Source organism: Ensifer sp. Root558, assembly GCF_001427045.1.
In the GTDB taxonomy this organism is placed as follows: Bacteria; Pseudomonadota; Alphaproteobacteria; order Rhizobiales; family Rhizobiaceae; genus Ensifer; species Ensifer adhaerens.
This window is the reverse complement of the sequence record NZ_LMGC01000023.1, coordinates 406,185-429,876: the sequence shown is the minus strand read 5'-3', so window position 1 is coordinate 429,876 and position 23,692 is coordinate 406,185. Positions and strand designations below refer to the sequence as shown.

26 protein-coding genes are annotated in these 23,692 nt (G+C 63.5%); 7 read left to right on the top strand and 19 right to left on the bottom strand.

Annotation, left to right across the window (positions count from 1 at the left end; translation table 11 throughout):
- Positions 1-103: 103 nt before the first annotated feature.
- The 4 genes from ASD63_RS21900 to ASD63_RS21885 all read right to left on the bottom strand — a co-directional run bounded on the left by ASD63_RS21900 (position 104) and on the right by ASD63_RS21885 (position 3,132).
- Positions 104-664, bottom strand: coding sequence for a phosphatase (locus tag ASD63_RS21900; protein ID WP_034789256.1), 561 nt, complete (start codon positions 662-664; stop codon positions 104-106).
- A gap of 105 nt (positions 665-769) precedes the next feature.
- Positions 770-1,453: a YoaK family protein gene (locus ASD63_RS21895; RefSeq protein ID WP_034789257.1), complete on the bottom strand. Its 684-nt coding sequence runs from the start codon at positions 1,451-1,453 to the stop codon at positions 770-772.
- A gap of 108 nt (positions 1,454-1,561) precedes the next feature.
- Entirely contained in the window at positions 1,562-2,602 is a 1,041-nt protein-coding gene (locus ASD63_RS21890) for a zinc-dependent alcohol dehydrogenase family protein (RefSeq protein WP_034789258.1), read from the bottom strand.
- On the bottom strand, positions 2,599-3,132 hold the full coding sequence (locus tag ASD63_RS21885) for a GNAT family N-acetyltransferase (RefSeq protein ID WP_051659155.1): 534 nt from the start codon (positions 3,130-3,132) through the stop codon (positions 2,599-2,601). Before ASD63_RS21885 ends, ASD63_RS21890 begins: the two co-directional genes overlap by 4 nt.
- 152 nt (positions 3,133-3,284) lie before the next feature.
- On the opposite strand from ASD63_RS21885, the gene ASD63_RS21880 reads away from it, so the two are divergent.
- Positions 3,285-4,166, top strand: coding sequence for a branched-chain amino acid aminotransferase (locus ASD63_RS21880; protein WP_034789259.1), 882 nt, complete (start codon positions 3,285-3,287; stop codon positions 4,164-4,166).
- A 75-nt stretch (positions 4,167-4,241) separates the two neighbouring features.
- Here ASD63_RS21880 and ASD63_RS21875 read toward each other — a convergent pair whose 3' ends face one another.
- The 3 genes from ASD63_RS21875 to ASD63_RS21865 all read right to left on the bottom strand — a co-directional run bounded on the left by ASD63_RS21875 (position 4,242) and on the right by ASD63_RS21865 (position 5,980).
- Positions 4,242-4,757, bottom strand: a complete 516-nt coding sequence (locus ASD63_RS21875; RefSeq protein WP_034789260.1) for a hypothetical protein — start codon at positions 4,755-4,757, stop codon at positions 4,242-4,244.
- Positions 4,758-4,941: 184 nt separating this feature from the next.
- Positions 4,942-5,529, bottom strand: coding sequence for a TetR/AcrR family transcriptional regulator (locus ASD63_RS21870; RefSeq protein WP_034789261.1), 588 nt, complete (start codon positions 5,527-5,529; stop codon positions 4,942-4,944).
- Between the two features lie 112 nt (positions 5,530-5,641).
- Positions 5,642-5,980 carry a hypothetical protein gene (locus ASD63_RS21865; protein WP_034789460.1) on the bottom strand — a complete coding sequence of 113 codons (339 nt, stop codon included), beginning with the start codon at positions 5,978-5,980 and terminating at the stop codon, positions 5,642-5,644.
- Positions 5,981-6,198: 218 nt separating this feature from the next.
- On the opposite strand from ASD63_RS21865, the gene ASD63_RS21860 reads away from it, so the two are divergent.
- Positions 6,199-6,801: a superoxide dismutase gene (locus ASD63_RS21860; RefSeq protein ID WP_034789262.1), complete on the top strand. Its 603-nt coding sequence runs from the start codon at positions 6,199-6,201 to the stop codon at positions 6,799-6,801.
- An 84-nt stretch (positions 6,802-6,885) separates the two neighbouring features.
- On the opposite strand, the gene ASD63_RS21855 is transcribed toward ASD63_RS21860, so the two are convergent.
- A complete protein-coding gene (locus ASD63_RS21855) occupies positions 6,886-7,569 on the bottom strand; it encodes a YafY family protein (protein WP_034789264.1) in 684 nt (227 codons plus the stop codon).
- A gap of 130 nt (positions 7,570-7,699) precedes the next feature.
- Between ASD63_RS21855 and ASD63_RS21850 the strand changes: the two genes are divergently transcribed.
- The 4 genes from ASD63_RS21850 (at position 7,700) to ASD63_RS21835 (ending at position 10,766) form a co-directional block, all read left to right on the top strand.
- Positions 7,700-8,335 carry a LysE family translocator gene (locus ASD63_RS21850; RefSeq protein ID WP_034789271.1) on the top strand — a complete coding sequence of 212 codons (636 nt, stop codon included), beginning with the start codon at positions 7,700-7,702 and terminating at the stop codon, positions 8,333-8,335.
- A gap of 230 nt (positions 8,336-8,565) precedes the next feature.
- Positions 8,566-9,012: a cytochrome c gene (locus tag ASD63_RS21845; RefSeq protein ID WP_060529824.1), complete on the top strand. Its 447-nt coding sequence runs from the start codon at positions 8,566-8,568 to the stop codon at positions 9,010-9,012.
- Positions 9,013-9,118: 106 nt separating this feature from the next.
- Positions 9,119-10,033, top strand: coding sequence for a cytochrome c (locus tag ASD63_RS21840; protein WP_034789275.1), 915 nt, complete (start codon positions 9,119-9,121; stop codon positions 10,031-10,033).
- A gap of 58 nt (positions 10,034-10,091) precedes the next feature.
- Positions 10,092-10,766 (top strand): nitroreductase family protein, encoded by a 675-nt coding sequence (locus ASD63_RS21835; protein ID WP_034789276.1) that lies wholly within the window; start codon positions 10,092-10,094, stop codon positions 10,764-10,766.
- A gap of 52 nt (positions 10,767-10,818) precedes the next feature.
- Here the strand turns inward: ASD63_RS21835 and ASD63_RS21830 are convergent, their stop codons facing one another.
- The 8 genes from ASD63_RS21830 to ASD63_RS21795 all read right to left on the bottom strand — a co-directional run bounded on the left by ASD63_RS21830 (position 10,819) and on the right by ASD63_RS21795 (position 19,724).
- Complete coding sequence (locus ASD63_RS21830; RefSeq protein WP_034789277.1) at positions 10,819-11,406, bottom strand: DJ-1/PfpI family protein; 588 nt, start codon at positions 11,404-11,406, stop codon at positions 10,819-10,821.
- A gap of 10 nt (positions 11,407-11,416) precedes the next feature.
- A complete protein-coding gene (locus tag ASD63_RS21825) occupies positions 11,417-11,920 on the bottom strand; it encodes a GNAT family N-acetyltransferase (RefSeq protein ID WP_034789278.1) in 504 nt (167 codons plus the stop codon).
- Between the two features lie 214 nt (positions 11,921-12,134).
- Positions 12,135-12,548 (bottom strand): helix-turn-helix domain-containing protein, encoded by a 414-nt coding sequence (locus ASD63_RS21820; protein ID WP_034789279.1) that lies wholly within the window; start codon positions 12,546-12,548, stop codon positions 12,135-12,137.
- Positions 12,549-12,673: 125 nt separating this feature from the next.
- Positions 12,674-13,549 carry an alpha/beta hydrolase gene (locus ASD63_RS21815; RefSeq protein WP_034789280.1) on the bottom strand — a complete coding sequence of 292 codons (876 nt, stop codon included), beginning with the start codon at positions 13,547-13,549 and terminating at the stop codon, positions 12,674-12,676.
- A gap of 230 nt (positions 13,550-13,779) precedes the next feature.
- On the bottom strand, positions 13,780-14,247 hold the full coding sequence (locus tag ASD63_RS21810; RefSeq protein ID WP_034789284.1) for a hypothetical protein: 468 nt from the start codon (positions 14,245-14,247) through the stop codon (positions 13,780-13,782).
- Between the two features lie 104 nt (positions 14,248-14,351).
- The gene (locus tag ASD63_RS21805; protein WP_034789462.1) at positions 14,352-16,688 is read right to left on the bottom strand and encodes a glucose/quinate/shikimate family membrane-bound PQQ-dependent dehydrogenase; all 2,337 of its coding nucleotides are present in this window, start codon (positions 16,686-16,688) and stop codon (positions 14,352-14,354) included.
- Between the two features lie 421 nt (positions 16,689-17,109).
- Complete coding sequence (locus ASD63_RS21800) at positions 17,110-18,615, bottom strand: protein adenylyltransferase SelO (RefSeq protein WP_034789286.1); 1,506 nt, start codon at positions 18,613-18,615, stop codon at positions 17,110-17,112.
- 152 nt (positions 18,616-18,767) lie between these two features.
- A complete protein-coding gene (locus tag ASD63_RS21795) occupies positions 18,768-19,724 on the bottom strand; it encodes a homocysteine S-methyltransferase family protein (RefSeq protein ID WP_034789288.1) in 957 nt (318 codons plus the stop codon).
- A gap of 238 nt (positions 19,725-19,962) precedes the next feature.
- On the opposite strand from ASD63_RS21795, the gene ASD63_RS21790 reads away from it, so the two are divergent.
- The gene (locus tag ASD63_RS21790) at positions 19,963-20,577 is read left to right on the top strand and encodes a TetR/AcrR family transcriptional regulator (RefSeq protein ID WP_034789290.1); all 615 of its coding nucleotides are present in this window, start codon (positions 19,963-19,965) and stop codon (positions 20,575-20,577) included.
- Positions 20,578-20,629: 52 nt separating this feature from the next.
- Here the strand turns inward: ASD63_RS21790 and ASD63_RS21785 are convergent, their stop codons facing one another.
- The 3 genes from ASD63_RS21785 to ASD63_RS21775 all read right to left on the bottom strand — a co-directional run bounded on the left by ASD63_RS21785 (position 20,630) and on the right by ASD63_RS21775 (position 23,688).
- A complete protein-coding gene (locus ASD63_RS21785; protein WP_034789292.1) occupies positions 20,630-21,148 on the bottom strand; it encodes a DUF1697 domain-containing protein in 519 nt (172 codons plus the stop codon).
- A gap of 71 nt (positions 21,149-21,219) precedes the next feature.
- A complete protein-coding gene (locus tag ASD63_RS21780) occupies positions 21,220-23,328 on the bottom strand; it encodes a S9 family peptidase (RefSeq protein WP_060529823.1) in 2,109 nt (702 codons plus the stop codon).
- Between the two features lie 147 nt (positions 23,329-23,475).
- Positions 23,476-23,688 (bottom strand): 4-oxalocrotonate tautomerase family protein, encoded by a 213-nt coding sequence (locus ASD63_RS21775; RefSeq protein WP_034789296.1) that lies wholly within the window; start codon positions 23,686-23,688, stop codon positions 23,476-23,478.
- Between the last annotated feature and the right edge of the window lie 4 nt (positions 23,689-23,692).

The window sequence follows — 23,692 nt, the reverse complement described above, 5'->3', positions numbered from 1 at the left end:
TCACGCCCGATCGGACAGCCCGCCGTCACCGTTCTTTACGCGGATCATGTCAAATATTTGTGCGTCGCACAACGGCTGGCCGCTCAAAGGCAGGTTTCCTGCCTTAGCCCTTGGCCGGTTTCCAGACTTTTGCCGGGAAGCGTAGCGCCTGCTTGGCGAGCTTGCCCTTGAACCCGAGCGCCGTGTCGCACAGGTTGACCACATGCCGGTTCGGCTTGGCTTCCGGGCGAAGCGCATGCAGGGCCGCGGCTGCCTCTTCCGGCGGCATGTAGCGTGCCAGAATGCCCAGCGTCAGCGCCGTCGCGCGGCCAATGCCCCGCAGGCAATGGACGAGCAGATGCGCGTCCTCGGGCAAGCGGTCGATGAAAGCGAATGCGGCGTCGATCGCCTGCGGACGCGCCGCATCCGGTTCGTCCGGATCGGTGGTGTCGCCGAAAAAGAGTTCCAGGTGATTTTCCGGCGGCAACTCGATCATCGACAAAAGCCGGCTGCCGGGTGCGCGCACGGAGATGAGATGCGTCGGCGCCCAAAGCGCACGATTGTGCCGCGCCTCGGTCTGCGAGCTGACGATGACACGGATCGGCCAGCCGGCCGGATGCGCCGGATTGGCGTTGAGGATGGGATGGTAAAGTTCATCCGCAGTAACGGCTGCCGCAAGCGCCATGGCAGGACCTCGCTCGTGATTCTTCAGCGCGGATTTTGCCCTGAAACCCGTCCGGGCTTAAGGGCAAAATCTTGGGGGAGGCGAAAAGCTGTGGCCGGAGCGGGATCAGCCCGGATGGATGTAGCGCTTCGACCAGCGCGACGGCACCAGAATGGTGGCCAGCGTGAGCCCGGCGCTAAGCGCGAAGGAAGCCCAAAGAGACGCCGGGCCGAAATGGCGCTGCAGGACGGCGCCGGCGACAGCGCCAGAGAACATGCCAAGCCAGGGCACGATCTGCATGAGCCATTGGCGGTTGGTGTTGCCGAGCAGCCAGCGGCCGAGACCGCGCCCGAAACGGGAAAGGGCACCAGTCACGTAGGTGAGCCCGATCGGCAGGCCCTCGATGTGCTCGACGGCGGCATTGACCAGGCCCATGGCAAGCACGATGCCGTAGAAATAAAAGGGCTTTGGCATCGAGGTTCCGAAGCCAGCGCAGAGCATCAGCACCAAACTGACCATCGAGAGGACGCCGACGACGCCGAGGCGTGCGGCCGCAATCACGCCGAGCGCGTTGCCGATGATGAACGCTCCAAGCGCGCCGACGAGCAGCAGGGCGCCGGTGAAGTCGCCGTCGCCGAGCGCGATCGCCGCCCGCGTCGTGTTGCCGCTCATGAAGGAGACGAAGTCACCGATGCTCAAGAGCCCGATCGCGTCGGTCATCCCGGCGAGAAACGAGATCGTCGCGGCGACGGCCAGCGCCGTGCCGGTGCGCTGCCGCTTGATCAGTCTTCGTCGTCTCGCAATGGTCATCTGCCTTGCCCCCGATTGGGGACAAGGCTAGCGCATGCGGATGGTGAGTCGGAATGGGCGGTCATCATATTGCCTACCGGCTGCGGCGTTCACGGCTTGCCGTGGCCGTCAGAAGCGGGTGATGACGCTGATTCCGAGATCGGTGGCGCGGTCCATGGCGACGAGGGCAGGGATCGCCTCTTCAAGAGAAATTTCCCGGCCGATCAGTTGCTGCGGCTTCAGCTTGCCGTCGGCGATCATCGCCAGCATGGCGTCGTAGCGCCAGGCCTGCATGCCGTGGCTGCCATAGATTTCGAGTTCGTGGCCGATCACCTGCGCCATCGGGATCTGTGGCGTCGCCTGGTCGCCGAGCATCAGGCCAACCTGGACGTGGCGGCCGCGCCGGCGCAAGTTCTTGATCGAGTTGAAGCAGGTCACGGGATTGCCGAGCGCGTCGATCGAGACATGGGCGCCACCGCCGGTGATATCCTTCACCGCCGCTGCCACGTCCTGCACGTCACGGCCATTGATGACAGCGACCGCGCCGAGTTTTTTGGCGAAGGCGAGCTTGTCTTCGGCGATGTCGATCGCGATCGGCTGGGCGCCGAGGGCCGCCGCGATCATGATTGCCGAGAGGCCGACGCCGCCGCAGCCATGCACCGCCACCCACTCGCCGCCCTTGACCTTGGCCTGGTCGGCGATGGCGCGGAACGACGTTGCGAAGCGGCAGCCGAGGCTCGCAGCCGTGGTGAAGTCCATGCTTTCAGGCAGATGCACGAGGTTCTGGTCGGCAAAGTCGAGCGCGACATATTCGGCAAACGAGCCCCAGTGGGTAAAGCCCGGCTGGAACTGCGCCTCGCAGACCTGCTGGTTTCCGGAGCGGCACTCGCCGCAACGGCCGCATCCGGAAACGAAGGGCACGGTCACCCGATCGCCGACCTTGTAGCGCATGACGCCGCGGCCGGTGGCGGTCACCACGCCCGCCAGCTCGTGGCCGGGCACATGCGGCAGGCGGATATCGGCGTCATGGCCCATCCAGCCGTGCCAGTCGGACCGGCAAAGCCCTGTTGCCTCGACCTTGATGACCACGCCGTTCTCCGTCGGTGTCGGATCGGGAAGGGTACGGATTTCCGGCATCTTCTCGAAGGCGTCGTAATACATGGCTTTCATCGGGTCGCTCCTTGCAATGTCTCAATGGGTGGGGCGCGGCCGTCGATGTGGCGTGCCATCAGAAATTCGTCGACCTCCCGGTCGCCGTCGAGCATGCCGCCGGGAACGTGCCCGATCTTGTAGAAACCCGCACGTTCATAAAAGCGGATCGCCGTCGGATTGTCGGCACGCACCACGAGTTCGAGCAGTCGGATGCCGGCCGAGCGCGCATGATCGGTCAGTTGCGCAAGCAGCTGTCGCGCCACGCCGGACCCGCGGGCCTCGTCGCACACATAGACCATGATGATCGTGCCCCGATGCGCCAGCCGGCTCGCACGCTCGCGCATCAGGCCCATGATGCCGACCGGCTCATCGCTGTCGAAGGCCACGAATACGGCGTTGGCGATCAGCCGCGCGCGCCATTCCTCAGCCGAAAGGCGCTCCCAGTCGGCCGCTGTCGAGGCGAAGGCCTGCGGCTCGCGGTTGAGCGCTTCCAGCCTGATGCGGCGGAAGATGTCCACGTCGTCTGCGTCGAGATGCTTGATGCGCACGGCTTTCCCTTTTCTTTGGCGCAGAGACTAAGCGAGAGGCCTTCGCGGTACCAGAACGGCCGCCATGACATTTTTTGATAGACCCATTCACCCCGATGCTGTTTTTTCGGGGTATGCGGAAAGACTAGAATAAAAACCTCAAGGAGACGCAGATGGCCGTCGATACATCCCCCCGCTCAGTGACCTGGACCTATGTCGATGGTGAATGGCTCTCGGGCAATCCGCCGCTGATCGGCCCGACCTCGCATGCGATGTGGCTGGGCTCGACGGTGTTCGACGGCGCCCGCGTTTTCGACGGCGTCGCTCCCGACCTCGACCTGCATTGCCAGCGCGTCAACCGCTCGGCCGCCGCACTTGGCCTGAAGCCGACGATGGCGGCGGAAGAGATCGAGGCGCTGACCTGGGAAGGCGCCAAGAAGTTCGACGGCAAGACGGCGCTTTATGTGAAGCCGATGTACTGGGCCGAGCACGGCGCGGCCGGTGTCGTCGCCATCGACCCGGAATCGACTCGTTTTGCGCTCTGCCTGTTCGAGGCGCCGATGGGCAACGGCCACGGCGGCTCGTCGCTGACGCTGTCGCCCTTCCGCCGTCCGACACTGGAATCGATGCCGACCGACGCCAAGGCCGGCTGCCTCTATCCCAACAACGCGCGCATCCTGACCGAGGCCCGTTCGCGCGGCTTCGATAATGCGCTGGTGCGCGACATGCTCGGCAACATCGCCGAGACCGGTTCTTCCAACGTCTTCCTGGTCAAGGACGGTGTCGTCTTTACGCCGGCCGCCAACCGCACCTTCCTTGCCGGCATCACCCGCTTCCGCGTCATGACGCTGCTGCGCGAAGCCGGTTTCGAAGTGGTCGAGGCGACGCTGACGATGGCGGACTTCGAAGCGGCTGACGAGATCTTCACGTCCGGCAACTACTCCAAGGTGCTGCCTGTGACGCGTCTCGAAAGCCGCGACCTGCAGGCCGGCCCGGTCGCCGCCAAGGCGCGCGATCTTTACATGGACTGGGCGCACGCGGCCCGCGACGTCTGACACCGCGCGTATGCAAAACCCCGGCGCACGGTCGTACCCGCTGCGCCGGGGCAAGATGGCCTTCGGTTCAGGCACTCAGCGCGAGCGGGGCGCGCGCGCACCGACCACGGCGCGCCTGTGGATCAGGTAGGCCTGGACGGAGAGGCCTGCGAGGAAGATCACCAGCCAGGCAAGCAGCGTCGTCTGCACGATCGGCGATTCCGGGCCGCTGGCAAGTGGCTGCGAGGCGGGCAGGCGCTTCAACGTCTCGGCGATCGCCGGCACGATCAGCAGGAAATAGCTGAACGAAAGGCCAAGCGTTGCCAGGTAGGGGCGCAGGCGGCCGAAAAATTCGAGCCTTTGTGCTGCAAGGCTTCCACCGATGACGAGCAGCGTGACGATCCCGAGCGCATGGCCCGCGTTGAAGCCGCCGGTGCTCGAAAGCCCCGCGGACGTCAGCACCGCCAGGATGATCGCGGCGAGGTAAAGCTTGCCGGAGCGCGTGCCGGGAACAATCGCACCATACCGGGCAAAGCCATAGAGGCCCGCCACGACGGGGGCGAGGCTGATGACGGTATGGATGATGCCGAGTGTGGAAAGCGGATTTGCCATGATCTTCCTCCTTCGTTGGACCGACTAGTTGGTCGGGAGAGATTTGAAAAAGAAACGCGATGATTTCACCTGCCATCGCGTCCGTTCGGTTTGATTTCTAGCGCTCGCAAATGTGGCCCGCCGTTCCCACGGGAACAACTGTCTTTTTCGACCGGTGTCGCTTCGAAGGGTCGGAGCTTCGGGGTCAGACATCGCTTGGCGCCTGAAGCTGTGCCAAGGCGGGCCGTGCGATCGCCGAAAACGTGGCTTGATCCGAGCCGGCGACGCGGGCCGCGAGCATTGCGCCGTGGACCGTCGCCATCAGCGCCTCGGCGGCCGCCTTGGGGCCGTGAGCGGTCCTCAGGGATCCCTTCGCTACGCCATCCTCGATCACGGCTCCGAGCCAGCCGGAAAGGTCGGCAAAATGACCGCGCACTTGCGCGACGACAATATCGGGAAGCGAAGGTATTTCCGAGGCCAGAAGGGCGCCGATACAGAAGGGCATGTCCCGTTTGGCGATACATTCTTCCCAGAAGCCGACATAGGCCTCGAGCCGGGCCGCCGGATCGCCGACAGCTGCTAGCAGTCCTTCAACGCTGCGGCGATTGTTCTTGCGGTAGCGGGCAAGCACGGCTGCGGCCAGGTCCGCCTTGGTCGGGAAGTGATGGTGGATGGTCGCCTTGCCGATGCCGACCACGGCCGAGATGTCCGCGTAGCTGAACGCGCTGTAGCCCCGCGACACCATCAGGCGTTCGGTTGCGTCCAGGATTCGTTCGGAAGTATCGCTCACCATTAGCAAAATCTATCAACCGGTCGGTCGAAGCTCAAGTGAGGAGCAGTCCACATATGCAGTGACCGGGGCCGACGTGGGCGGCAACTGGACGGCTTGCGCCGGGCCGCGCGCGCTATTTCTTCTTTGCCGGCACGCCCACCTTGACCGCGTCGGGTGCAAGCTCACCACCGAGCTCGACCGTCTTCTTCTGCTTGTCGAAGACGCAGATCTGTGTGATGGCGGCCTTGGAGCCCTTGGGCGTGCCGATCACCAGCGCCAGCCCGAAACTCTGCGAGCCGAAGGGGTCTACGACGACGCTGGGTTTTTGCAGCGAGGTGGCGGCGGCGAGGCACTTCTTCGAAACCTCTGCCCGGAATGTCTCCCACGCGTCGCCGGAAGAGGCTGCTGCACTGGACGCAGCAAAAGCGGCGATGGCGGAAAGGGCGAGGGCAGGGATGAGACGCTGCGGCATGGACTGTCCTTTATGCATGGTTGCAACGGTCGCGAAGCTGCAGCCAAACCGTGGCATGAATGTGCTTGAAAGTGTCATGCTTTCAAAATGATGTTGAAAGTATATTCCGTGGGTTGAGGAAAAATTGGCATTGCATCGGTTGCCTCCATGAGGGTCGGTGCCTATGTTCCCGCTCACGGATTTCCCGACGAAATTCCATGCCAAGAGGAGATGCCCACATGGCTTTCGAATTGCCGAACCTTCCCTATGACTACGATGCGCTGGCGCCCTACATGTCGCGCGAGACGATCGAGTACCACCACGACAAGCACCATCTGGCTTACGTGACCAACGGCAACAAGCTTGCTGAAGAGGCCGGCCTCTCCGACCTGTCGCTGGAGGAAGTCGTCAAGAAGTCCTACGGCACCAACCAGCCGCTGTTCAACAATGCCGGCCAGCACTACAACCACATCCACTTCTGGAAGTGGATGAAGAAGGGCGGCGGCGGCACCAGCCTGCCGGCCAAGCTCGACGCGGCCATCAAGTCCGACCTCGGCGGCTACGACAAGTTCCGCGCCGATTTCATCGCCGCCGGCACCGGCCAGTTCGGCTCGGGCTGGGCCTGGCTCTCGGTCAAGAACGGCAAGCTCGAAATCTCCAAGACCCCGAACGGCGAAAACCCGCTCGTTCACGGCGCCTCGCCGATCCTCGGCGTCGATGTCTGGGAACACTCCTACTATATCGACTACCGCAACGCCCGTCCGAAGTACCTCGAAGCCTTCGTCGACAGCCTGATCAACTGGGATTACGTGCTCGAAATGTACGAAGCGGCTTCCAAGTAAGCTGCCCGTCTTCGATGCATGACGTTTGGACCCGGCGCTTGCGCCGGGTCTTTTCGTTTGTGCTGGGTACCGATGAGGCCAGGCTCAGGTGGTCTTCCAGCCGCTGATCCAGAGTTCCCTGAGGCGGTTTCCCTCGCCTGGAAAATAGGCGCCGACCGCCTCGCAGTGCTCGACACGGTCGGCGCGAAAGTTGCGGATCGCCTGGCGCAACTCGCACCAGCCGACGATGTTGGCAGTTTCCGAATAGTAGATCAGCGCCACCGGCCGGATCGTGCGTTCTGTGGCGCGGCCGAGTTCGTCGCGATAGTCGAGTTCGAGCTTCTGCTCGTCGCGGATCGCCCGGCGTACCAGAGCGAGATCGATGCCGGCGGGCGAGGGGGCGATCGTTCCCCAGGCGTGCAGCGCCCGCGAACGAAAGGCCAGTCTCAGCGGCTCGGGCACGGCTGCAGTGATTTTCTGGTTGACGCGGCCGGCGGCTGCCTTCAGTTCCTCGTCGCCGGTTCGTGCCAGCAGCGCCAGAGCCAAGGCGATCGCTTCCGTTTCCTCGATCGAAAACATCAGCGGCGGCAGGTCGAAGCCGGGCCTAAGAATATAGCCGATGCCGCGGCCGCCTTCGATCGGCACGCGCATCGCCTGGAGTGCCGCGATATCGCGGTAGATCGAGCGCACCGTCACCTCCAGCGTCTCGGCCATTTGCGCGCCGGTCACGGGCTTTTTCGCAAGCCGGAGGATCTGGATGATCTCGAAAAGCCGTGCCGCCTTGCGCATCGAAAACCTCCCCCGTCGTCAACGCTCCTGACACTACCTTGTCAGTTGACCGGATTTATACCATCAGCCAACGGATTGAAAAAACAGCAATTCGTTTGAGAAGTGAAAACCCGGACGACGGACAACTGACATGACCTACACGGAAAACCTCTGGCTCTTCTTCACCCTTCTGTTCGGCATCATCATCGTGCCGGGTATGGACATGGTCTTCGTCCTGGCGAACTCGCTAACGGGAGGGCGGGCCTCCGGTCTGTCGGCGACGGCCGGCATCATGGCGGGCGGCGTGCTGCACACGCTCTATGCGGCACTCGGCGTCAGCGTCATCCTGCATCTGGTGCCCGGCCTCTTCAACGTGCTGCTCGTCGCGGGTGCAGCCTATATCGCCTGGATCGGCTTTTCCCTGGTCAAAAGCTCGATCACCATCGGCGGCATCGACGGCGCGGACGGGCTGTCGCGCTGGGCGAGTTTTCGCCAGGGCGCGCTGACGAGCCTGATGAACCCGAAGGCCTATCTCTTCATGCTGGCGGTCTATCCGCAGTTCCTCAAGCCGCAGTTCGGGCCGATCTGGTCGCAGGCCTTGGTCATGGCCGCGATGATTGCGGCGACGCAGCTCGCTGTCTATGGCGGCCTTGCCCTTGCTGCCGGCCGCGGCCGGGATTTTCTGGTCGGCAGCCCTGAGACGACCATGTGGATCGGCCGGGCCGCCGGGGCGGTGCTCGTTCTGGTCGCGGCTTTCACTGTGTGGCAGGGCTGGTCGGCACAGTGAAGCTGTCCCGGTTTCTGCAAAGTATAAACATGAATATTAAAGTCATGTTATTGGCGGGCCTGTTGAAATCCCGAAATTACGCCGGCCGACGGAAATTCCTTTGTCCTAACAAGCACATCAAAAAAATGTTACTTCCGTCGAATACTCAAGATGACATCATGCGGCCGCATTGGGCATGAAGGCCAGGCAGGCAGATTCGCCGAATAGATTTCATTGACCGGGAGATCCTGATGAAAATACGCGCACTCATGTTGGCTGCCGCTCTTGCGGGCCTGGGTGTTACTGCCGTGACTGCAGCCGACGAGCCGCAGGTGGTTCGCCAGCAGGCGATGAAGAAGGTGGGCGCTGCGACTGGCGCGCTTGCCGGCATCGCCAAGGGCGAGAAGCCCTATGACGCGGAGGTCGTGAAGGCATCGCTGACGACGATCAGCGAGAAGATGAAGACCTTCCCGGACCATTTCCCGGCCGGCTCGGAAGCGGGCCACGAGACCGAGGCGAGCCCGAAGATCTGGGAAAACCTGGATGACTTCAAGGCCAAGGCCGCCAAGCTCGGCACCGATGCCGAGGCGGTTCTGGCGCAGCTGCCCGCTGACCAGGCGGCCGTCGGCGCGGCCCTCGGGGGCATCGGCAAGGACTGCGGCAGCTGTCATGAGAGCTACCGCCTGAAGAAGAATTGACCGGCGGCAACGTCCTATCCGGCTGAAAGAGGAGGCACGCGACGTCCCGCCGCGTGCCTTCACTCGTATTGAGCACACTGTTTGCGGCAGGGCATGAGGGGAGACTATGGGTCGTCGGGCGAGAAAGCTGATATCGGGTCTTGTGGTGCTGGGCGTCGTCGGCGGTGCCGCGTTCTGGTGGCTGACGAAGCCGGCACCCTGGAGCGCCTCCCATTGGGAGGGCCTCGGAGAACCGGATCTTGCCAATGGCGAACAGGTCTTCTGGGCCGGCGGCTGCGTCAGCTGTCATGCCAACAAGGGCGCCGAAGGTGACGCGCGTCTGGTGCTTTCGGGTGGCGCGCCGCTGAAGAGCCCCTTCGGCACCTTCCACGCGCCGAACATCTCTCCGGACGAAACGGCCGGAATCGGCGCCTGGACGCTCGCCGAGTTCGGCAACGCCATGACCCGCGGCGTCGGGCGCAACGGCGAGCATCTCTATCCGTCGTTCCCCTACGGCTCCTATGCGCGCATGGCGGCCAAGGACGTCAACGACCTCTGGGGCTTCATGAAGACGCTGCCGAAGAGCACCGAGGTGGCGCCGCCGCACGAATTGCCATTCCCTTACAACATGCGGATAGCCTTGGGTGGCTGGAAGCTGCTGTTCCTGACCGACAAGCCACGCGCCGCGGTGGACGCCAACGACCCGAAGCTCGCCCGCGGGCAATATCTCGTCGAGGGGCTTGGCCACTGCGGCGAATGCCACACGCCGAGAAACGCGCTCGGAGGCTTCGAGCCGGATCAGTGGCTCGCAGGCGCGCCGAACCCGGAAGGCGAGGGCCGTATTCCTGATATCACGCCCGGCTCCAAGAGCATCGGCAGCTGGAGCGCCTCTGATATCGCCTCCTATCTGGAAACCGGCTTCACGCCGGAGTTCGATTCCGTCGGCGGTTCCATGGTGGAAGTGCAGAAGAACATGGCAAAACTGACGCCGGCCGACCGCGAGGCGATCGCCGCCTACCTGAAGGCGGTACCGGCGCTCTAACGCTTGATCTTCGTAGCAAGGCGCGCTCAACTCGGCTTCATAACGAGGAGGAGACTGAATGCGCCCACACGAAACCGCGCCCTACGACCAGTGGATCGAACGCAGCCCCGAGGAGATGGTGGCCCGCGCTGCGGACTTCTACGAAGAGGTCAACCGCCGCCGCACCACGCGTTACTTCAGCGATCGTCCGGTGCCGCGTGAGGTCATCGAAACCTGTCTGAAGGCGGCGGGCACGGCGCCGAGCGGCGCCAACCATCAGCCCTGGCATTTCACCGTGATCGAGAGCCCCCGGATCAAGGCCGAGGTGCGCCACGCGGCGGAAGAGGAGGAGCGTATCTTCTATCGGGACAAGGCGCCGCAGGAGTGGCTCGACGCGCTGGCGCCGCTCGGCACCGACGAAGACAAGCCCTTCCTTGAGACCGCTCCCTACCTGATCGTCGTCTTCTCGCAGAAGCGCGGTGGTCCCAATCCGGGCGATCTGAAAAAGAACTACTACATCAACGAAAGCGTCGGCATTGCCACCGGCATCCTGATCACGGCGCTGCATCATGCGGGCGTTGCGACACTGACCCATACGCCGGCGCCGATGAACTTCCTCAACGAGATTTGCGGTCGGCCGGACAGTGAAAAGCCGTTCCTGATTCTGGTGGCCGGCTATCCAGCCCCGGATGCGACCGTGCCGGTGGCCGGCAAGGTGAAGAAGCCGCTCGATCAGATCTCGAACTGGCTCTAGGCCTGTTGCCAAAAGTGGAGAGGCCGCTTTCTGCACCGAAATGGAAGGCGGCTTACCCGATGCTGCCGCTGTCGTCGGGCCGATGCTCCCGCCCGTAGAGTGCAAGAAATCCGTCGAGCTCCGGTGAGCCGAGACCGAGGCCATGCAGGATCTCGCCGGAAAAGCTGATCGGCGCGGTGCCGGCGGCGGTGACGACGTGGCCGCTGCGCATCGCCTGCGGCTGATCGCGATAGTGCGAAGCACCATGATAGCCGGTCAGCGCCGCAAGGCTTTCGGCGCTGTTGCCGGTGTGGTCGACGCGGTCGAGAAGGCCGCATGTTGCAAGGGCATGGACGCCGCCGCAAATGGCTGCGACCACCCGCTTGTTGCGATCGAAGGCACGGATCGTCGAGGAGAGATCGGGCGCCTCGTTCGTGTCCCAGATTGCGCCGCCGCAGATCACCAGCCCGTCGAAGCCGGCCGGGTCGAGGGCATCGACGGAGAGATGCGCCGAGACGTCGAGGCCGCCCATCGAGGTGACACGCGCGCCGTCGACGGTGGCAACCTCGATATCGACGCCGAGATGGGTGCGCGCCGCCGCCATCAACAGCGCACATTCCCAATCGGCGAAGCCTTCGCACAGGACGATTGCAAGACGCATCGGCAGCTCCTCAGCCCAGCTTCTGCATATAGCGCATGCCGGTCACCGGGCGAGGGACGAAGCGTTCGGATTCGTAGAAATGGTGTGCCTGGAAGTTGCCCGTGGCGGCGCTGACCGAAAGGAAGTCGCAGCCGGCCATCTTCGCCTGCTCACGCGCCTTGGCGACCAGGTGGCGGCCAATGCCTGTGCCGCGGCTTTCCGGGCGAACGAAGAGGTGATGCAGCTCCATGCCGCGTGCGCCTTCGGCGGCCCGGTAGATCGGCACGAGGATCGCGTAGCCGATCAGCCGGTTGCCGGCCTCGGCGACGAGCGCCGTAATCCACGGCGTACGGCCGAAAAGGTCACGCTCCAGCTGTTCGGGCGTGATCGGGGCGGCGTCGCCGTGATGGGCCGAAAGTTCGGCGATCATGTCGCGCAGTTCCGGCAGGTCGCGCTGCTTGGCGCAACGGATCGTCACCATCGGCGGGCGCGTCGCCGGTGTCGCATGAAGGGTGGGGATGGCGGTCTGTAGCATGTCTGGGCTCCTCGGGTTTTCTCGCCATCAGGAGCCGGAAAAACAAAAGCCGCCTGATGGCGGCCTTGTTGAATATGATCAGCAGGCCGCTCCTATCGGAACAGCCAAAAATACACGCGGCAAATGGGTGCGTTCTTGATCATGGGCGCTAGATTGTTTGTTTTCGTGATTTTGTCAACGGGGATTTTTCAAGGCGACTAATTAAGCTGCCGCCTCAGTGCTCGCTCTCGCACATAGAGTGGTCGGCGAGCGCCCGGATCACGTAGCAGTCGCCGACGGTGTGATTGCCGTCGCAGGCGACGATGCGTTCCAGTTCCTGCTCCAGCTTCCTCAATCGCGCGATCTTCTCGCGCACCGTTGCCAGGTGCTCGCTGGCGATGCGGTCGGCTTCGCCGCAAGGTCGCTCCGGATGCTGGCTGAGGGCGAGCAGGTCCTTGATCGAATCGATCGACAAGCCGAGGTCGCGCGCATGGCGGATAAAGGCCAGTCGCTCAAGTTCGCCTTTCTCGTACCGCCGCTGATTGCCTTCGGAGCGCTCGGGCGCTGCGATCAGTCCCATCTGCTCGTAGTAGCGGATCGTCGGGATTTTGACGCCGGTGCGCCGGGAGAGATCGCCGATGGAATACATGCTCGCCTCAAACCTATAGCTTCTGGAGCAATAGATAGTTGGGCGCGACCAAGTGTCAATGGTTGGGAAGGGGAGGGGCCGGTCTCGGCCCCTCCGAATGCTGGACGCTGCGAGGGCGGCTTGTCCTAGCCGCGGTCGTTTTCGAGGAACGAGAGCAGGGCTTCGTCGAAGAGATCGCTTTCTTCCAGCTGCGGCGTATGCCCGCTCTGTTCGAAGAGCCGCACCGTCAGGTTCGTGAAGTCCGCCCGGTACTCGTCCCAGCTGAAGGCCGGGGCGACGAGATAGTCCGAGCGGCCGAGCGCAAGCAGCACCGGCGCTGCCAGCCTGTTCAAACCCTTGCGGATATTGATATCGCGAAACACCTCGCCCCAGAGATGGTCGAATACCGCGTTGTTGGCAGTGACATCTCGCCAAAGAGTCGTTGCGTCGAAGTCCGGCTGATGCCAGCTCTTCGCGCCGAGCCGGATCAGCAGGGCTTTGAAACGTTCCTCAGGCCGCGCCGTGATATCGTCGCCAAGCTTGGCCATCTCCCGTGCGAAGATCGCTTTACGGGTCGGCGACACCGTTTCTTCCCAGATCCGGTCGGCGAGCGCCATATGACGAGCCGAATGGCTCGGACCGGTGCCGACCATGATCACGTGGCTGACGCGCTCCGGGTGTCGCTTGGCATATTCGAGGGCCATATAGCCATGGCCGGAGTGTCCGAGAATGGCGAAGCGTTCGAGCCCCAGATGCGCCCGCATTCGCTCGATATCATCGAGCACCGTCTCGAAGCCGATGTCGCCAGCGGCATAGTTGGTCCGCGCCGGTGCGAAGCCGCGGTGGTCGATGAAGATCAGCCGCAACTTCTCGCGAAGCGCTTGGGAGAAGGTGCGGGGGTAGTAGGCGGCGCTGCCGATGACGAGCAGCGGCGTGCCACTGCCTTCGATCCTATAGCCGAGGTCGAAGGGGCCGGCGCCAAGGCTGCCGGCTTCGGAAACAAATCCGTCTTTGGTGGTCATGAGGATGATCCTAGCGATGGCCGGTGAACGGTCATGTCCGTGTCAGGACGTTCAGGCGGCCGAAAAAAAAGCCATGCCAAAAACCGCCGAAGGGCGGCTGTGGCGTCGGTCGTTTTCTGCCGGCGAAAGTCGCTAACGGATCAGGCGCATGGATCTTGGTCCTCTTTGGAGGATCGCTGGATATCATCGATTGTCCGACCGAGACAAGCCGATCGGCGCAAACCGCCCTCTCAGGGGATGTCGTCGCCGCCGTTGGCGAGATCGGCGGTCGCCACGTCGCGCTGCTGCTCGACACCCATCGCGCGCTCGACAGCCTTGCGGATCTCTTCCTCGGCGGCCTGCCGCTGCTCGGGGGGCATCTCCTTGAGATCCGATTCGGTCAGGCCCATCGCCTTGAGGACCTGTTCGCGGATTTTCTCAACCAGGCTCTTCTTCGCTTCCTTCAGAAACTCGTCGCTGACCGAACCGTCCGAGGCCGCAGGGCCTTCTTTGGCGGAAATCGAAGCCGTGCTCTCGCCGTCGCGCGCCGCCGTCATCCACAGCGCGTTGGAAAGGGCGTTCGAGGTCGAAGGCGGCGCGATCGTCGGGGCCTGGCGCGGGCGCGCATCACCGCCGCTCTCCTCGATCGGCGCGATAGTGCCCGCCTGCTGGCGGCGCTGGGAGAAGTAGTAGTTCGAAATGCTGTTGTCGATCTTCATGGGAATCCCCCGGAATCTGTCGTCCGGGGGAAGCTGCTGTCGCGGGCTTGCGCGGAGCTTACTTTTGCAACCTTCTAGCGAGAATTAGGGATGCTTCGCGCGCGTCAAGGCAGAGTGTAGGCGATGATGTAGTCACCGGGCCTGGTGCCGACCGAGCCGTGGCCGCCGGCAACGATCAGCACATATTGCTTGTCGCCGACCGCATAGCTCATCGGCGTCGACTGGCCGCCGGCGGGAAGGCGCGCCTCCCAGAGCTGGCGTCCGGTCGTGAGGTCATAGGCGCGCAGATAATCGTCGACAGCGGCACCCAGGAAGGCGACGCCCCCCTTGGTGATCATCGGCCCGCCGATGCCCGGTACGCCGACCTTGAACGGCAGCGGCAACGGCGTCATGTCCTCGACGGTGCCGTTCTTGTGCTTGTAGGCGATCTTGCCGGTCCTGAGATCGGCTCCAGCGACGTAACCCCACGGCGGCGCCTGGCAGGGAATGCCGAGCGGTCCAAGGAAGGGGCCCATGAAGACGCCATAGGGCGCTCCATCGTTGCGATTGAGCCCTTGCTCCGATCCCTTCTCGTCCTGGCCCTTCGGCGGCACCTGGTCGCGGGGCACGAGCCGCGAGGTGAAGGCGAGATAGGTCGGCATGCCGAACATCACCTGCCGCTCCGGATCGATCGCGACGGAACCCCAGTTGAAGGTGCCGAAGTTGCCGGGATAGACGAGCGTGCCCTCGATCGACGGCGGCGTGTAGCGTCCCTCATATTTCAGCGAGCGGAACGCGATGCGGCAGGCAAGCTGGTCGAACAGCGTGACGCCCCACATGTCCTTTTCCTGTAGCGGTGCAGGCATGAAGGTGAGGCCGGAGACCGGCTGGGTCGGGGCGGTGAAGTCCTCGGGGATCGCGCCACCCGGCGCCTGCACCTCCTCGACCGGGATGATCGGTTCGCCGCTCCTGCGGTCGAGCACGTAGATGTCGCCCTGTTTCGTCGGTCCGACCAAAGCTGGCACGACGGTGCCGTCCTCCTTGGTGATGTCAAGCAGCGCCGGCTGCGCCGGCACGTCCATGTCCCAGAGGTCGTGATGTACGGTCTGGCGAACCCAGCGCACCGCGCCCGAATTGATGTCGAGCGCGACGATCGAGGAGGAATATTTCTCGACGTGTTCGCTGCGGCCCATGCCGAGCTGGTCGGGCACCTGGTTGCCCATGGGGATGTAGACGAGGCCGAGACCCTCGTCATAGCTGAAGACCGACCAGCTGTTCGGCGAGTTGGTGGTGTAGGTCTGGCCTTCGGGGAGCGGTGCCGTCACATCAGGGTTGCCGCTGTCCCAGTTCCAGATCAGAGCACCGGTGTTGATGTCGAACGCGCGGATGACGCCGGACTGTTCCTGGGTGGAATAGTTGTCGTTGACCGCACCGCCGATGATCAGCTTGCCGGCGACGGCAACCGGCGGCGACGTCGAATAATAGTAACCGGCCGGGTTGTATTTCATGCCCGTTTCGAGATGCAGGACGCCATTGTCGGCAAAGCTGGTGCAGACGGACCCCGTCGCCGCATCGAGCGCGATCAACCGCGCGTCGGAGGTCGGAAGGTACACCCGTTCGGCGCAGGGGCTGCCCGGGGCTGCAGCCGGGTCGGCCCAATAGGTAACGCCGCGGCAGGTCTGGTGCTGGCGGTCCGGGTTCATGCCCGAGTTGCTGTCATATTTCCATTTCTCTTCGCCGGTTGCCGCATCGAGCGCGATCGCCCAGTTGTGCGGTGTGCAGGCATAGAGCGTGTCTTTGATCTTGAGCGGCGTCACCTGATAGGTCGTCTCGCCCACGTCGTCGGGTCTCTTGATGTCGCCGGTCTGGTATTGCCAGGCAACCCTCAGCCCCCCGACATTCTCAGGCGTGATCTGATCGAGCGGCGAGTAGCGCTGGCCGAAGGCGGTGCGCCCGTACTGGTGCCATTCGTCCGGCGGTACCGAGCCGCCGAGCGGTGGATTTTCAGCGACGACATCGCTCGGCAGATCGCCGCGTATGTCGTGCGGGTCCTGCATGATTGCGTAGCCCGCGACACCAACCGATACCAGCACCGCAAATGCCAGCGGCCAGCCACTCACGGCATAACGCTCGCCCGTCGGGCTTTCGAAGCCGAGCGGCCGGCGCACGGCCGGCAACAGCAGCCAGAGCCCCAGAAGGACGATGACGCCGCCACGCGGGCCAAGCTGCCACCAGTCGAAACCGACCTCAGACACCGCCCAGCCGAGCGAGCCCAGGATCATGAACGCATAGAGCCAGATCGCCGCCGATTTCCGCATGAACAGCAGCACCGCCGTCAGCAGGAAGCCGATGCCGATTGCGAGGTAATAGGGGCTGCCGCCAAGCATCAGCAGCTTGGCGCCGCCGCCGCCAAGCGCGAGGCCGATGATTGCAAAGACGATGGCCGTCAGAACGAGCATGATGGGAACTCCCGCATCGAAGAACGGTGCAGTGGCACGGTTCTTTCCATTGCGGCGGTCCGTCGCCGGGACCGCGTGAGACAGGTGGCTTCGAAGCGGCGGTCGCAAGCCTGTCGCGGCCGCCCGGTCAGGGAAGGCGCAGAGCGCCTGTCCTGTTAGCACCTAACGCGCCGTCTCTGCCTTTCAATAGCCACATTCCGCAACGCGGAAATATTCGCAGGCCCGCAATAAAGTTGCGGTCAAGGCGACCGAACGTGGACGACCGGTGCGTTTAAGCGCCGCTGGCGGCGCGTTGGCTGAGGGCAGCCAGGTGCCCGTCCCCGCGTAAAAACAGCGGCATAGAACGATTTGATGAATCGGCCTGGCAGCAGAAGCGCAAGGCCGCGGAAATACGGCGCACCGGAATGCCGCATTCCCGAGACGGCTATGTGCCGCAGAAGGTGCGCTGGACTTCCTCTCCCGGGCTCGGCGGAGCCTGGTAGCGGGCAAACTGCGGCTGGTCGGTATAGGGGTTGGCGGTAACTTCGACCAGGGCCTCAAAGAGCGAGAAGTCCGCATCCTCGGTCGCGGCCGCGATCGCCTCTTCGATCCGGTGGTTACGCGGAATAAAGGCCGGGTTGACCGCCATCATGGCGGTCGCGCGTTCATCCGGCGTCGCCTTCTCGCGGCTGAGACGCTGACGCCACTCTTGCAGCCACGGCCCGATTGCCCCGGTAGAGGCAAAGGTCGAGGCGAGTGCGGCATCGGCGGCCGGGTCGCGGGCGCTGTCGCACAGCCGCCGGAAGGTGAGGGTGAAATCCGCTTCCCCCTGATGCATGGCCGTCAGCAGCGCCTGCAACAGGTCGAGATCTCCCTTTTCGCTCATGGCCAATCCGATCTTGCGCCGCATGCCATCCAGCCAGTGGCGCTGGAAGATCGCGCCGTACTCGCCGAGCGCATCATTGGCCAGTTCCACCGCAGTATCCTGGTTGTCGTCGAAGAGCGGCACCAGGGTTTCTGCCAGGCGCGCCAGGTTCCATTGCCCGATCGCCGGCTGGCTCGCATAGGCATAGCGACCGATCTGATCGATCGAGGAAAACACCTTCTTGGGATCATAGGCATCGAGGAAGGCGCAAGGGCCGAAGTCGATTGTCTCGCCCGAGATCGTCATGTTGTCGGTGTTCATCACGCCATGAATGAAGCCGACGTGCAGCCAGCGCGCGATCAGCTCCGCCTGGCGCGCGGTCACCGCCTTGTAGAAGGCAAGATAGGGCCGTTCAGCGTCCCTGACCTCAGGGTAGTGGCGATCGATCGCGTAGTCGGCAAGCACCTTCACCGACTCCATATCGCCGCGCGCCGCGAAAAATTGGAACGTGCCGACGCGCATATGGCTTGCCGCGACCCGCGTGACGATGGCGCCCGGCAGGATCTGTTCGCGATAGACCGGTTGCCCGGTGACGACGGCGGCAAGCGCCCGTGTCGTCGGAATGCCGAGCGCGTACATCGCCTCGCTGACGATGTACTCGCGCAAGACTGGACCGAGTGCCGCGCGCCCGTCGCCGCGCCGTGAGAAGGGGGTCTGGCCCGGTCCTTTGAGCTGGATGTCGCGCCGCTTCCCGTTGCGGTCGATCACCTCGCCAAGGAGGATCGCCCGGCCATCACCGAGTTGCGGCACGAAGGTGCCGAACTGGTGGCCGGCATAAGCCATGGCAAGCGGATCGGCACCGGCGGGAAGGCGGTTGCCCGAAAAGATCTCGGCGCCCTCGCGTTCGAGCGTCGCCACGTCGAGACCGAGCTCCTCGGCCAATGGCTTGTTGAGCTTGATCAGCCAGGGCTCCGCCACCGGAGTGGGCGCGACGCGCGCGAAGAACTGCTGCGGCAGGCGCGCGTAGCTGTTGTCGAAGGCAAAGGCTTCGGCATTTCCGGTCGGCGAGGCGGGAGCGTAATTCATGACAGGGCGGTCAACGGCCTTTGCCGGGATGTCCGGCTGCCGTCCTTTCCGTTCAAGTCTACACAAACACTGTGGCTTTCGCGAGGGTGGCGACGAGAAGGCGCCCTCCCGCAATTGCTTGCGAGAGGGCCGGGAGGGCGAGGCCCCGCGCCTCAGGCGCTAAGCGCCGTCGGTGGAAGGCAGGCCTCGCAGATTGCCGCGATGTGGCGATGGTCGGTGCCGCAGCAACCGCCAAGGATGCGCAATCGTGGCAAATGCGTCGTCAGTGTTCGATAACGCTGGCCGAGGTCGAGGGGATCCCCGGCATCCAGGATTTCGCTGTTGTCGAGCTCGGCATGGCTCATCCTGGAAGCGTTGGCTCGGATACCGGCGATGCGCTGCGCCCAGGCGCTCCCCGTATCGAGGCTGGTCTCGAAATGATCGGGGTGGGCACAGTTGATCATGTAGTAGTGCGGATAGCCGCCGGTCGCCGCATCAACGGTCTCGATCGCGGCCCGAAGGGTTCGGCCGTCTGGGAGCCGGCCGTCGGTTTCCACCGTGAAGGCAATCGAGCAGGGCATGCCATGGCTCTGGGCCGCCCGGGCAATGCCGGTCGCCTCGTCGATGCTGGTCAGCGTATAGGCGCCGACGATATCGGCGTCACTGGCGGCAAAGGCGGAGATCTGTGGTCCGTGATAATCCTCGGCCTCATCCGCGCTCATGCGGCCCAGGCGATAGCCGTCGCCGCGCGGCCCGATGGCGCCGCTAAGCACGATCGGCGCTTGCGGACGTTCGTACTCGGCGCGCAGTTCCGCCAGCATGTAGATGGCGTTCTGGTTGACCTCGGCCAGGGCCGCGGCGTCATAGCCGAGCTTCACGCCCCAATCGGCGCTGGCGCGCCAGGTGGGTGTGTCGAGCACGAAGCCGGTGCCGTGCTGCTGTGCAATTGCGAGATATCGCTTGTAGTAGTCGAGCAAGCGCCGGCGCCCGTCCGCCGTCGAAATGAGCACGAAGGCGGCAAAATGCGGGAGGGAGATGCCCTCATGAAAGATCAGCGTCGTTTCGATGCCACCGTCACTCAGGAACAGTCCACCCTTCAAGAGCGGCAGGCTGCGTCTGTATTTGGCCATATCGGTCTCCACCGGTTCAGTCTTGGCTGAAGGGCCCGCGGATGCCTCCAACACCGCAGAACCAAGTAAATTTCTGCCTTATGATCATCTTCTAAACTAGACGACTTGCGGTATACTATTGCTAATATACTAAATTAGTGTCGAAAAATCAGTGACTTACTGGCTTGCAGCCGCCGCTGCGCTAGGAGCTGGCCGCCGAGTAATTGCTGGAAACCGTACCAATGGTAGGGAGCAGCTAATGCGAAAGGGTGAGGAAACGCGCGCCAGAATCCTCGACGTCGCCGAGGCGGCGGTGCTTGCCAAGGGTTTCGGCGCGACTTCGATCGACGAGCTGATCGCCGAGACCGGCATCACCAAGAGCGGATTCTTCTACCATTTCCGCGACAAGAACGAACTCGCGCGGGCTCTGCTCGAGCGCTACATCGAGAACGACGAGCGCATCTACGACGAGATCTTCGGCCGCGCCCATCAATTGTCAGACGACCCGCTGCAGGCTTTTCTTCTGGGACTGAAGATGCTGTCGGAAATTCTCGCTGACCTGCCGAACGGTCATCCCGGCTGCCTGGTCGCGGTCATGTGCACGCAGGAGCGTGCTTTCGATCGCGAGATCCAGGAGATCAACCGGCAGGCGGCGCTGATGTGGCGTCGGCGTTTCGGCACGATGTTCGAGGCGATCATGCAAGTCTACCGGCCACGCGAGCCGCTCGACGTCGACCAGCTGGCCGATATGGTTTCGACCGTGCTTGAAGGCGGCATCATCCTGTCGAAGGCGCTGAAGCAGCCTGAAAGCCTGCCGCAGCAGCTGCTCGTACTCCGATCCTTCGTCCGGCTGCTGTTCCAGCCGGCAGCGTGAGCAATTCCAGGAAAAGCGCGGTTTTCCGTCCGGAATGGCGCCTTGCGGTGCGTCAGCCTTCCATCTCAAGCGCCAAGGCAGCAAGCTTGCGCACCGTGTTGAGGTTGCGCGCGGTGCCTGGTTTGGCGGCCGGCAGCTTGAACTTCGAACGGCCGGAGCCGTTCGGGAAGTGGATATAGATCTCAGCTCCGGCAACCTGGGCTTCTTCGCCATCGGGTGCCACGAGTTTGTCGAGCGCGTCTGATGGTGCCGGCTCGCGCAGGAAAACGACAAGCAGCAGATTGGGCTTGGCGTCCGGGAAGGGGGCCTGATCGGCGATCGCCTGCAATTGCGCGCCGGTCCTGATCATCACGCCTGGCGCCTTACCGAGCTTTTCCTGAAGTGCGCTGTCCAGCATTGCCGCCGCCTCTGCCGCCGGCAGATCGGAGCGGAACAGCACGTTGCCGCTCTGGATGTAGGTCTTGACGTCGGCAAAGCCGAGCCCCTCGCAGATCGCCTTGAGGTCGGCCATTGGAAGCGATCCCGTACCACCGACATTGACGGCTCGCAGCAGGGCGACGTGGACGGGCATGGTGGGACCTTTCACATCAGGTGGCAACGGGATGAGAAAAACCGCAAACAGGTTTCCTCATCCCGATCCGTTTACATCTTGCCGGCGACCTTGATGGCAAAGGCGTATTCGAAGGCGATCTCCTCGAGCCGCTGGAAGCGGCCCGAAGCGCCGCCATGGCCGGCGTCCATATTCGTCTTCAACAGGATCGGCGCGCTGCCCGTCGTCTTCTCGCGCAGCCGCGCGACCCACTTCGCCGGCTCCCAATAGGTGACGCGCGGATCGGTGAGACCGCCGAGTGCCAGGATCGCGGGATAGGACTTCGCCTCGACATTGTCGTAGGGCGAGTAGCCGGCGATGATGTCGTAGAACTCGCGGCTCTCGATCGGGTTGCCCCATTCCGGCCATTCCGGCGGGGTCAGGGGCAGGGTGTCGTCGAGCATGGTGTTGAGCACGTCGACGAAGGGTACGGCCGCGATAACGCCGGTGAACTTCTCCGGCGCCATATTGGCGATCGCGCCCATGAGCATGCCGCCGGCGGAGCCGCCTTCTGCGACGATCTTCGCGTAGGACGTGAACTTCCGTTGATTCAGATAGTCAGCGGCCGCTATGAAATCCTTGAAGGTATTGGTCTTCTTGGCCATCTTGCCGTCTTCGTACCAGGCAAAGCCGCGATCCTTGCCGCCGCGGATATGGGCGATGGCATAGACGAAGCCGCGATCGGCCAGCGACAGGCAATTGGTGTTGAAGCCGGCTGGAATGGTGATGCCATAGGCGCCATAGCCATAGAGCAGGCAGGGCGCCGAACCGTCGAGCGGCGTGTCCTTGCGGTAAAGCAGCGTCACCGGCACTTCGGTGCCATCCCAGGACGGCGCGAAGACGCGGCGGGTGACATAGTCGTCCGGGTTGTGGCCCGAAGGCACTTCCTGGGTTTTCAAGAGCGTGCGCGCGCGCGTCGCCATGTCGTAGTCGAAGAGCTGCGACGGCGTGGTCATCGACGAGTAGGAGAAGCGGATGACGTCGGTGTCGTATTCGGCAGCACCGGAAAGGCCGAGCGAATAGGCCTCTTCGGCAAAGGCGATCGCGTGCTCTTCGCCGGTCTTGCGGTCGCGGATGACGATCTCCGGCAGGCCTTCGCGGCGCTGCAGCCAGACGAGGTGGCGGGCATAGGCCATGTGGCTGAGGATCAGTGTGCCGGGCTTATGCGGCACCACCTCGCGCCAATTCTCCTTGCCCGGTGCCGTGACCGGCGCTTCGACGATCTTGAAGTCCTTGGCGCCGTCGGCATTGGTGAGGATGTAGAAGACGTCGCCGCCTTCGGTCATCGCGTATTCGAGCCCGGTGACGCGCTCGGCGACGAGCTTCGGCTCAGCCGTCAGATCCTTTGTCGAGAGCAGTCGGTATTCGCTCGTCTCGTGATCGTGGATGTCGATGTAGATGAAATCGTCGAGCAGCGAGCCGCCGACCGACATGAAGAAGCCGGGATCCGTCTCCTCGAAGACCAGCCGGTCGTCGGTCTGGGCGGTGCCGAGGATATGGTGGAAGATCTTCGACGGGCGGTGGTTGTCGTCGAGCACTGTGTAGAAGAAGCTCTTGCCATCGGGCGCCCAGGCGCCGCCGCCGCCGGTGTTCTCGATCACGTCTGCCAGGTCTTCGCCCGTTGCGAGGTCGCGCACCCGAAGCGTGAAATACTCCGAACCCTTGTCGTCATAGCCCCAGATGCCGAGGCTATGGTCGGTCGAATGGTCGAGCCCGCCAAGGCGGAAATAGGCCTTGCCTTCGGCTTCCTTGTCGCCGTCGAGCAGCAATTGCCGGATCGCCTCGTCCTTGTGGTCGCCGTCACGGGGAATGCGGAAGTAACGCGGCTGCTCGCCGCCGGTGACATAGGCATGGCCGTAGGCGAAGGGACCGTCCTTGACCGGGATCGAGCTGTCGTCCTCCTTGATCCGGCCGCGCATCTCGGCAAACAGCGTCTTCTGAAGAGCCTTAGTGTCATCCATCGCCGCGTTCATGTAGGCGTTTTCGGCCTCCAGATGCTTGCGGATATCAGGATCGAGGATCGAGGGATCCTTGAACATCGCCTGCCAATTGTCCGCGCGCAGCCAGGCATAGTCGTCGGTGCGGGTAATGCCGTGGCGCGTGTCGCTGACCGGCTTCTTTGCGGCGACGGGAGCTTTGGGGAGGTTGCTGAATACGGACAAGATACGTCTCCGGGATCAATGCGGCGGGAGACAATGAGATAGAGACCCTGTCGAAAGCGATCAAGCGCAATCGAGCTACGCGCGGATCACCGCGGCATCGGGTGGGCTGCTGCCCCTTCCATCGTGGTGGGTAGGGGCAGCGTGTTGCTACGATTTTTCGCCGACCTTTCGCCGGTACGCATCAACCGGCAATCCACCGACGCCCCAGTCTTCGAGCGCCACTTCGTCGATGACAACGAAGGTGGTGGCCGGATCCTTGTTGAGCACGGTGTAAAGCAGATCGGTGACGCCCTTGATCAGGGTTGCTTTCTGCTCGGGGGTTGCACCCTCGCGGGTTATCTTGATGTTTACGTAGGGCACAAGC

Excerpts from the sequence above, each read along its gene's own strand:
- ASD63_RS21900 (WP_034789256.1), bottom strand. The coding sequence starts at position 664 with ATGGCGCTTGCGGCAGCCGTTACTGCGGATGAACTTTACCATCCCATC.
- ASD63_RS21895 (WP_034789257.1), bottom strand. The coding sequence starts at position 1,453 with ATGACCATTGCGAGACGACGAAGACTGATCAAGCGGCAGCGCACCGGC.
- ASD63_RS21890 (WP_034789258.1), bottom strand. The coding sequence starts at position 2,602 with ATGAAAGCCATGTATTACGACGCCTTCGAGAAGATGCCGGAAATCCGT.
- ASD63_RS21880 (WP_034789259.1), top strand. The coding sequence starts at position 3,285 with ATGGCCGTCGATACATCCCCCCGCTCAGTGACCTGGACCTATGTCGAT.
- ASD63_RS21875 (WP_034789260.1), bottom strand. The coding sequence starts at position 4,757 with ATGGCAAATCCGCTTTCCACACTCGGCATCATCCATACCGTCATCAGC.
- ASD63_RS21870 (WP_034789261.1), bottom strand. The coding sequence starts at position 5,529 with ATGGTGAGCGATACTTCCGAACGAATCCTGGACGCAACCGAACGCCTG.
- ASD63_RS21865 (WP_034789460.1), bottom strand. The coding sequence starts at position 5,980 with ATGCCGCAGCGTCTCATCCCTGCCCTCGCCCTTTCCGCCATCGCCGCT.
- ASD63_RS21860 (WP_034789262.1), top strand. The coding sequence starts at position 6,199 with ATGGCTTTCGAATTGCCGAACCTTCCCTATGACTACGATGCGCTGGCG.
- ASD63_RS21855 (WP_034789264.1), bottom strand. The coding sequence starts at position 7,569 with ATGCGCAAGGCGGCACGGCTTTTCGAGATCATCCAGATCCTCCGGCTT.
- ASD63_RS21850 (WP_034789271.1), top strand. The coding sequence starts at position 7,700 with ATGACCTACACGGAAAACCTCTGGCTCTTCTTCACCCTTCTGTTCGGC.
- ASD63_RS21845 (WP_060529824.1), top strand. The coding sequence starts at position 8,566 with ATGAAAATACGCGCACTCATGTTGGCTGCCGCTCTTGCGGGCCTGGGT.
- ASD63_RS21840 (WP_034789275.1), top strand. The coding sequence starts at position 9,119 with ATGGGTCGTCGGGCGAGAAAGCTGATATCGGGTCTTGTGGTGCTGGGC.
- ASD63_RS21835 (WP_034789276.1), top strand. The coding sequence starts at position 10,092 with ATGCGCCCACACGAAACCGCGCCCTACGACCAGTGGATCGAACGCAGC.
- ASD63_RS21830 (WP_034789277.1), bottom strand. The coding sequence starts at position 11,406 with ATGCGTCTTGCAATCGTCCTGTGCGAAGGCTTCGCCGATTGGGAATGT.
- ASD63_RS21825 (WP_034789278.1), bottom strand. The coding sequence starts at position 11,920 with ATGCTACAGACCGCCATCCCCACCCTTCATGCGACACCGGCGACGCGC.
- ASD63_RS21820 (WP_034789279.1), bottom strand. The coding sequence starts at position 12,548 with ATGTATTCCATCGGCGATCTCTCCCGGCGCACCGGCGTCAAAATCCCG.
- ASD63_RS21815 (WP_034789280.1), bottom strand. The coding sequence starts at position 13,549 with ATGACCACCAAAGACGGATTTGTTTCCGAAGCCGGCAGCCTTGGCGCC.
- ASD63_RS21810 (WP_034789284.1), bottom strand. The coding sequence starts at position 14,247 with ATGAAGATCGACAACAGCATTTCGAACTACTACTTCTCCCAGCGCCGC.
- ASD63_RS21800 (WP_034789286.1), bottom strand. The coding sequence starts at position 18,615 with ATGAATTACGCTCCCGCCTCGCCGACCGGAAATGCCGAAGCCTTTGCC.
- ASD63_RS21795 (WP_034789288.1), bottom strand. The coding sequence starts at position 19,724 with ATGGCCAAATACAGACGCAGCCTGCCGCTCTTGAAGGGTGGACTGTTC.
- ASD63_RS21790 (WP_034789290.1), top strand. The coding sequence starts at position 19,963 with ATGCGAAAGGGTGAGGAAACGCGCGCCAGAATCCTCGACGTCGCCGAG.
- ASD63_RS21785 (WP_034789292.1), bottom strand. The coding sequence starts at position 21,148 with ATGCCCGTCCACGTCGCCCTGCTGCGAGCCGTCAATGTCGGTGGTACG.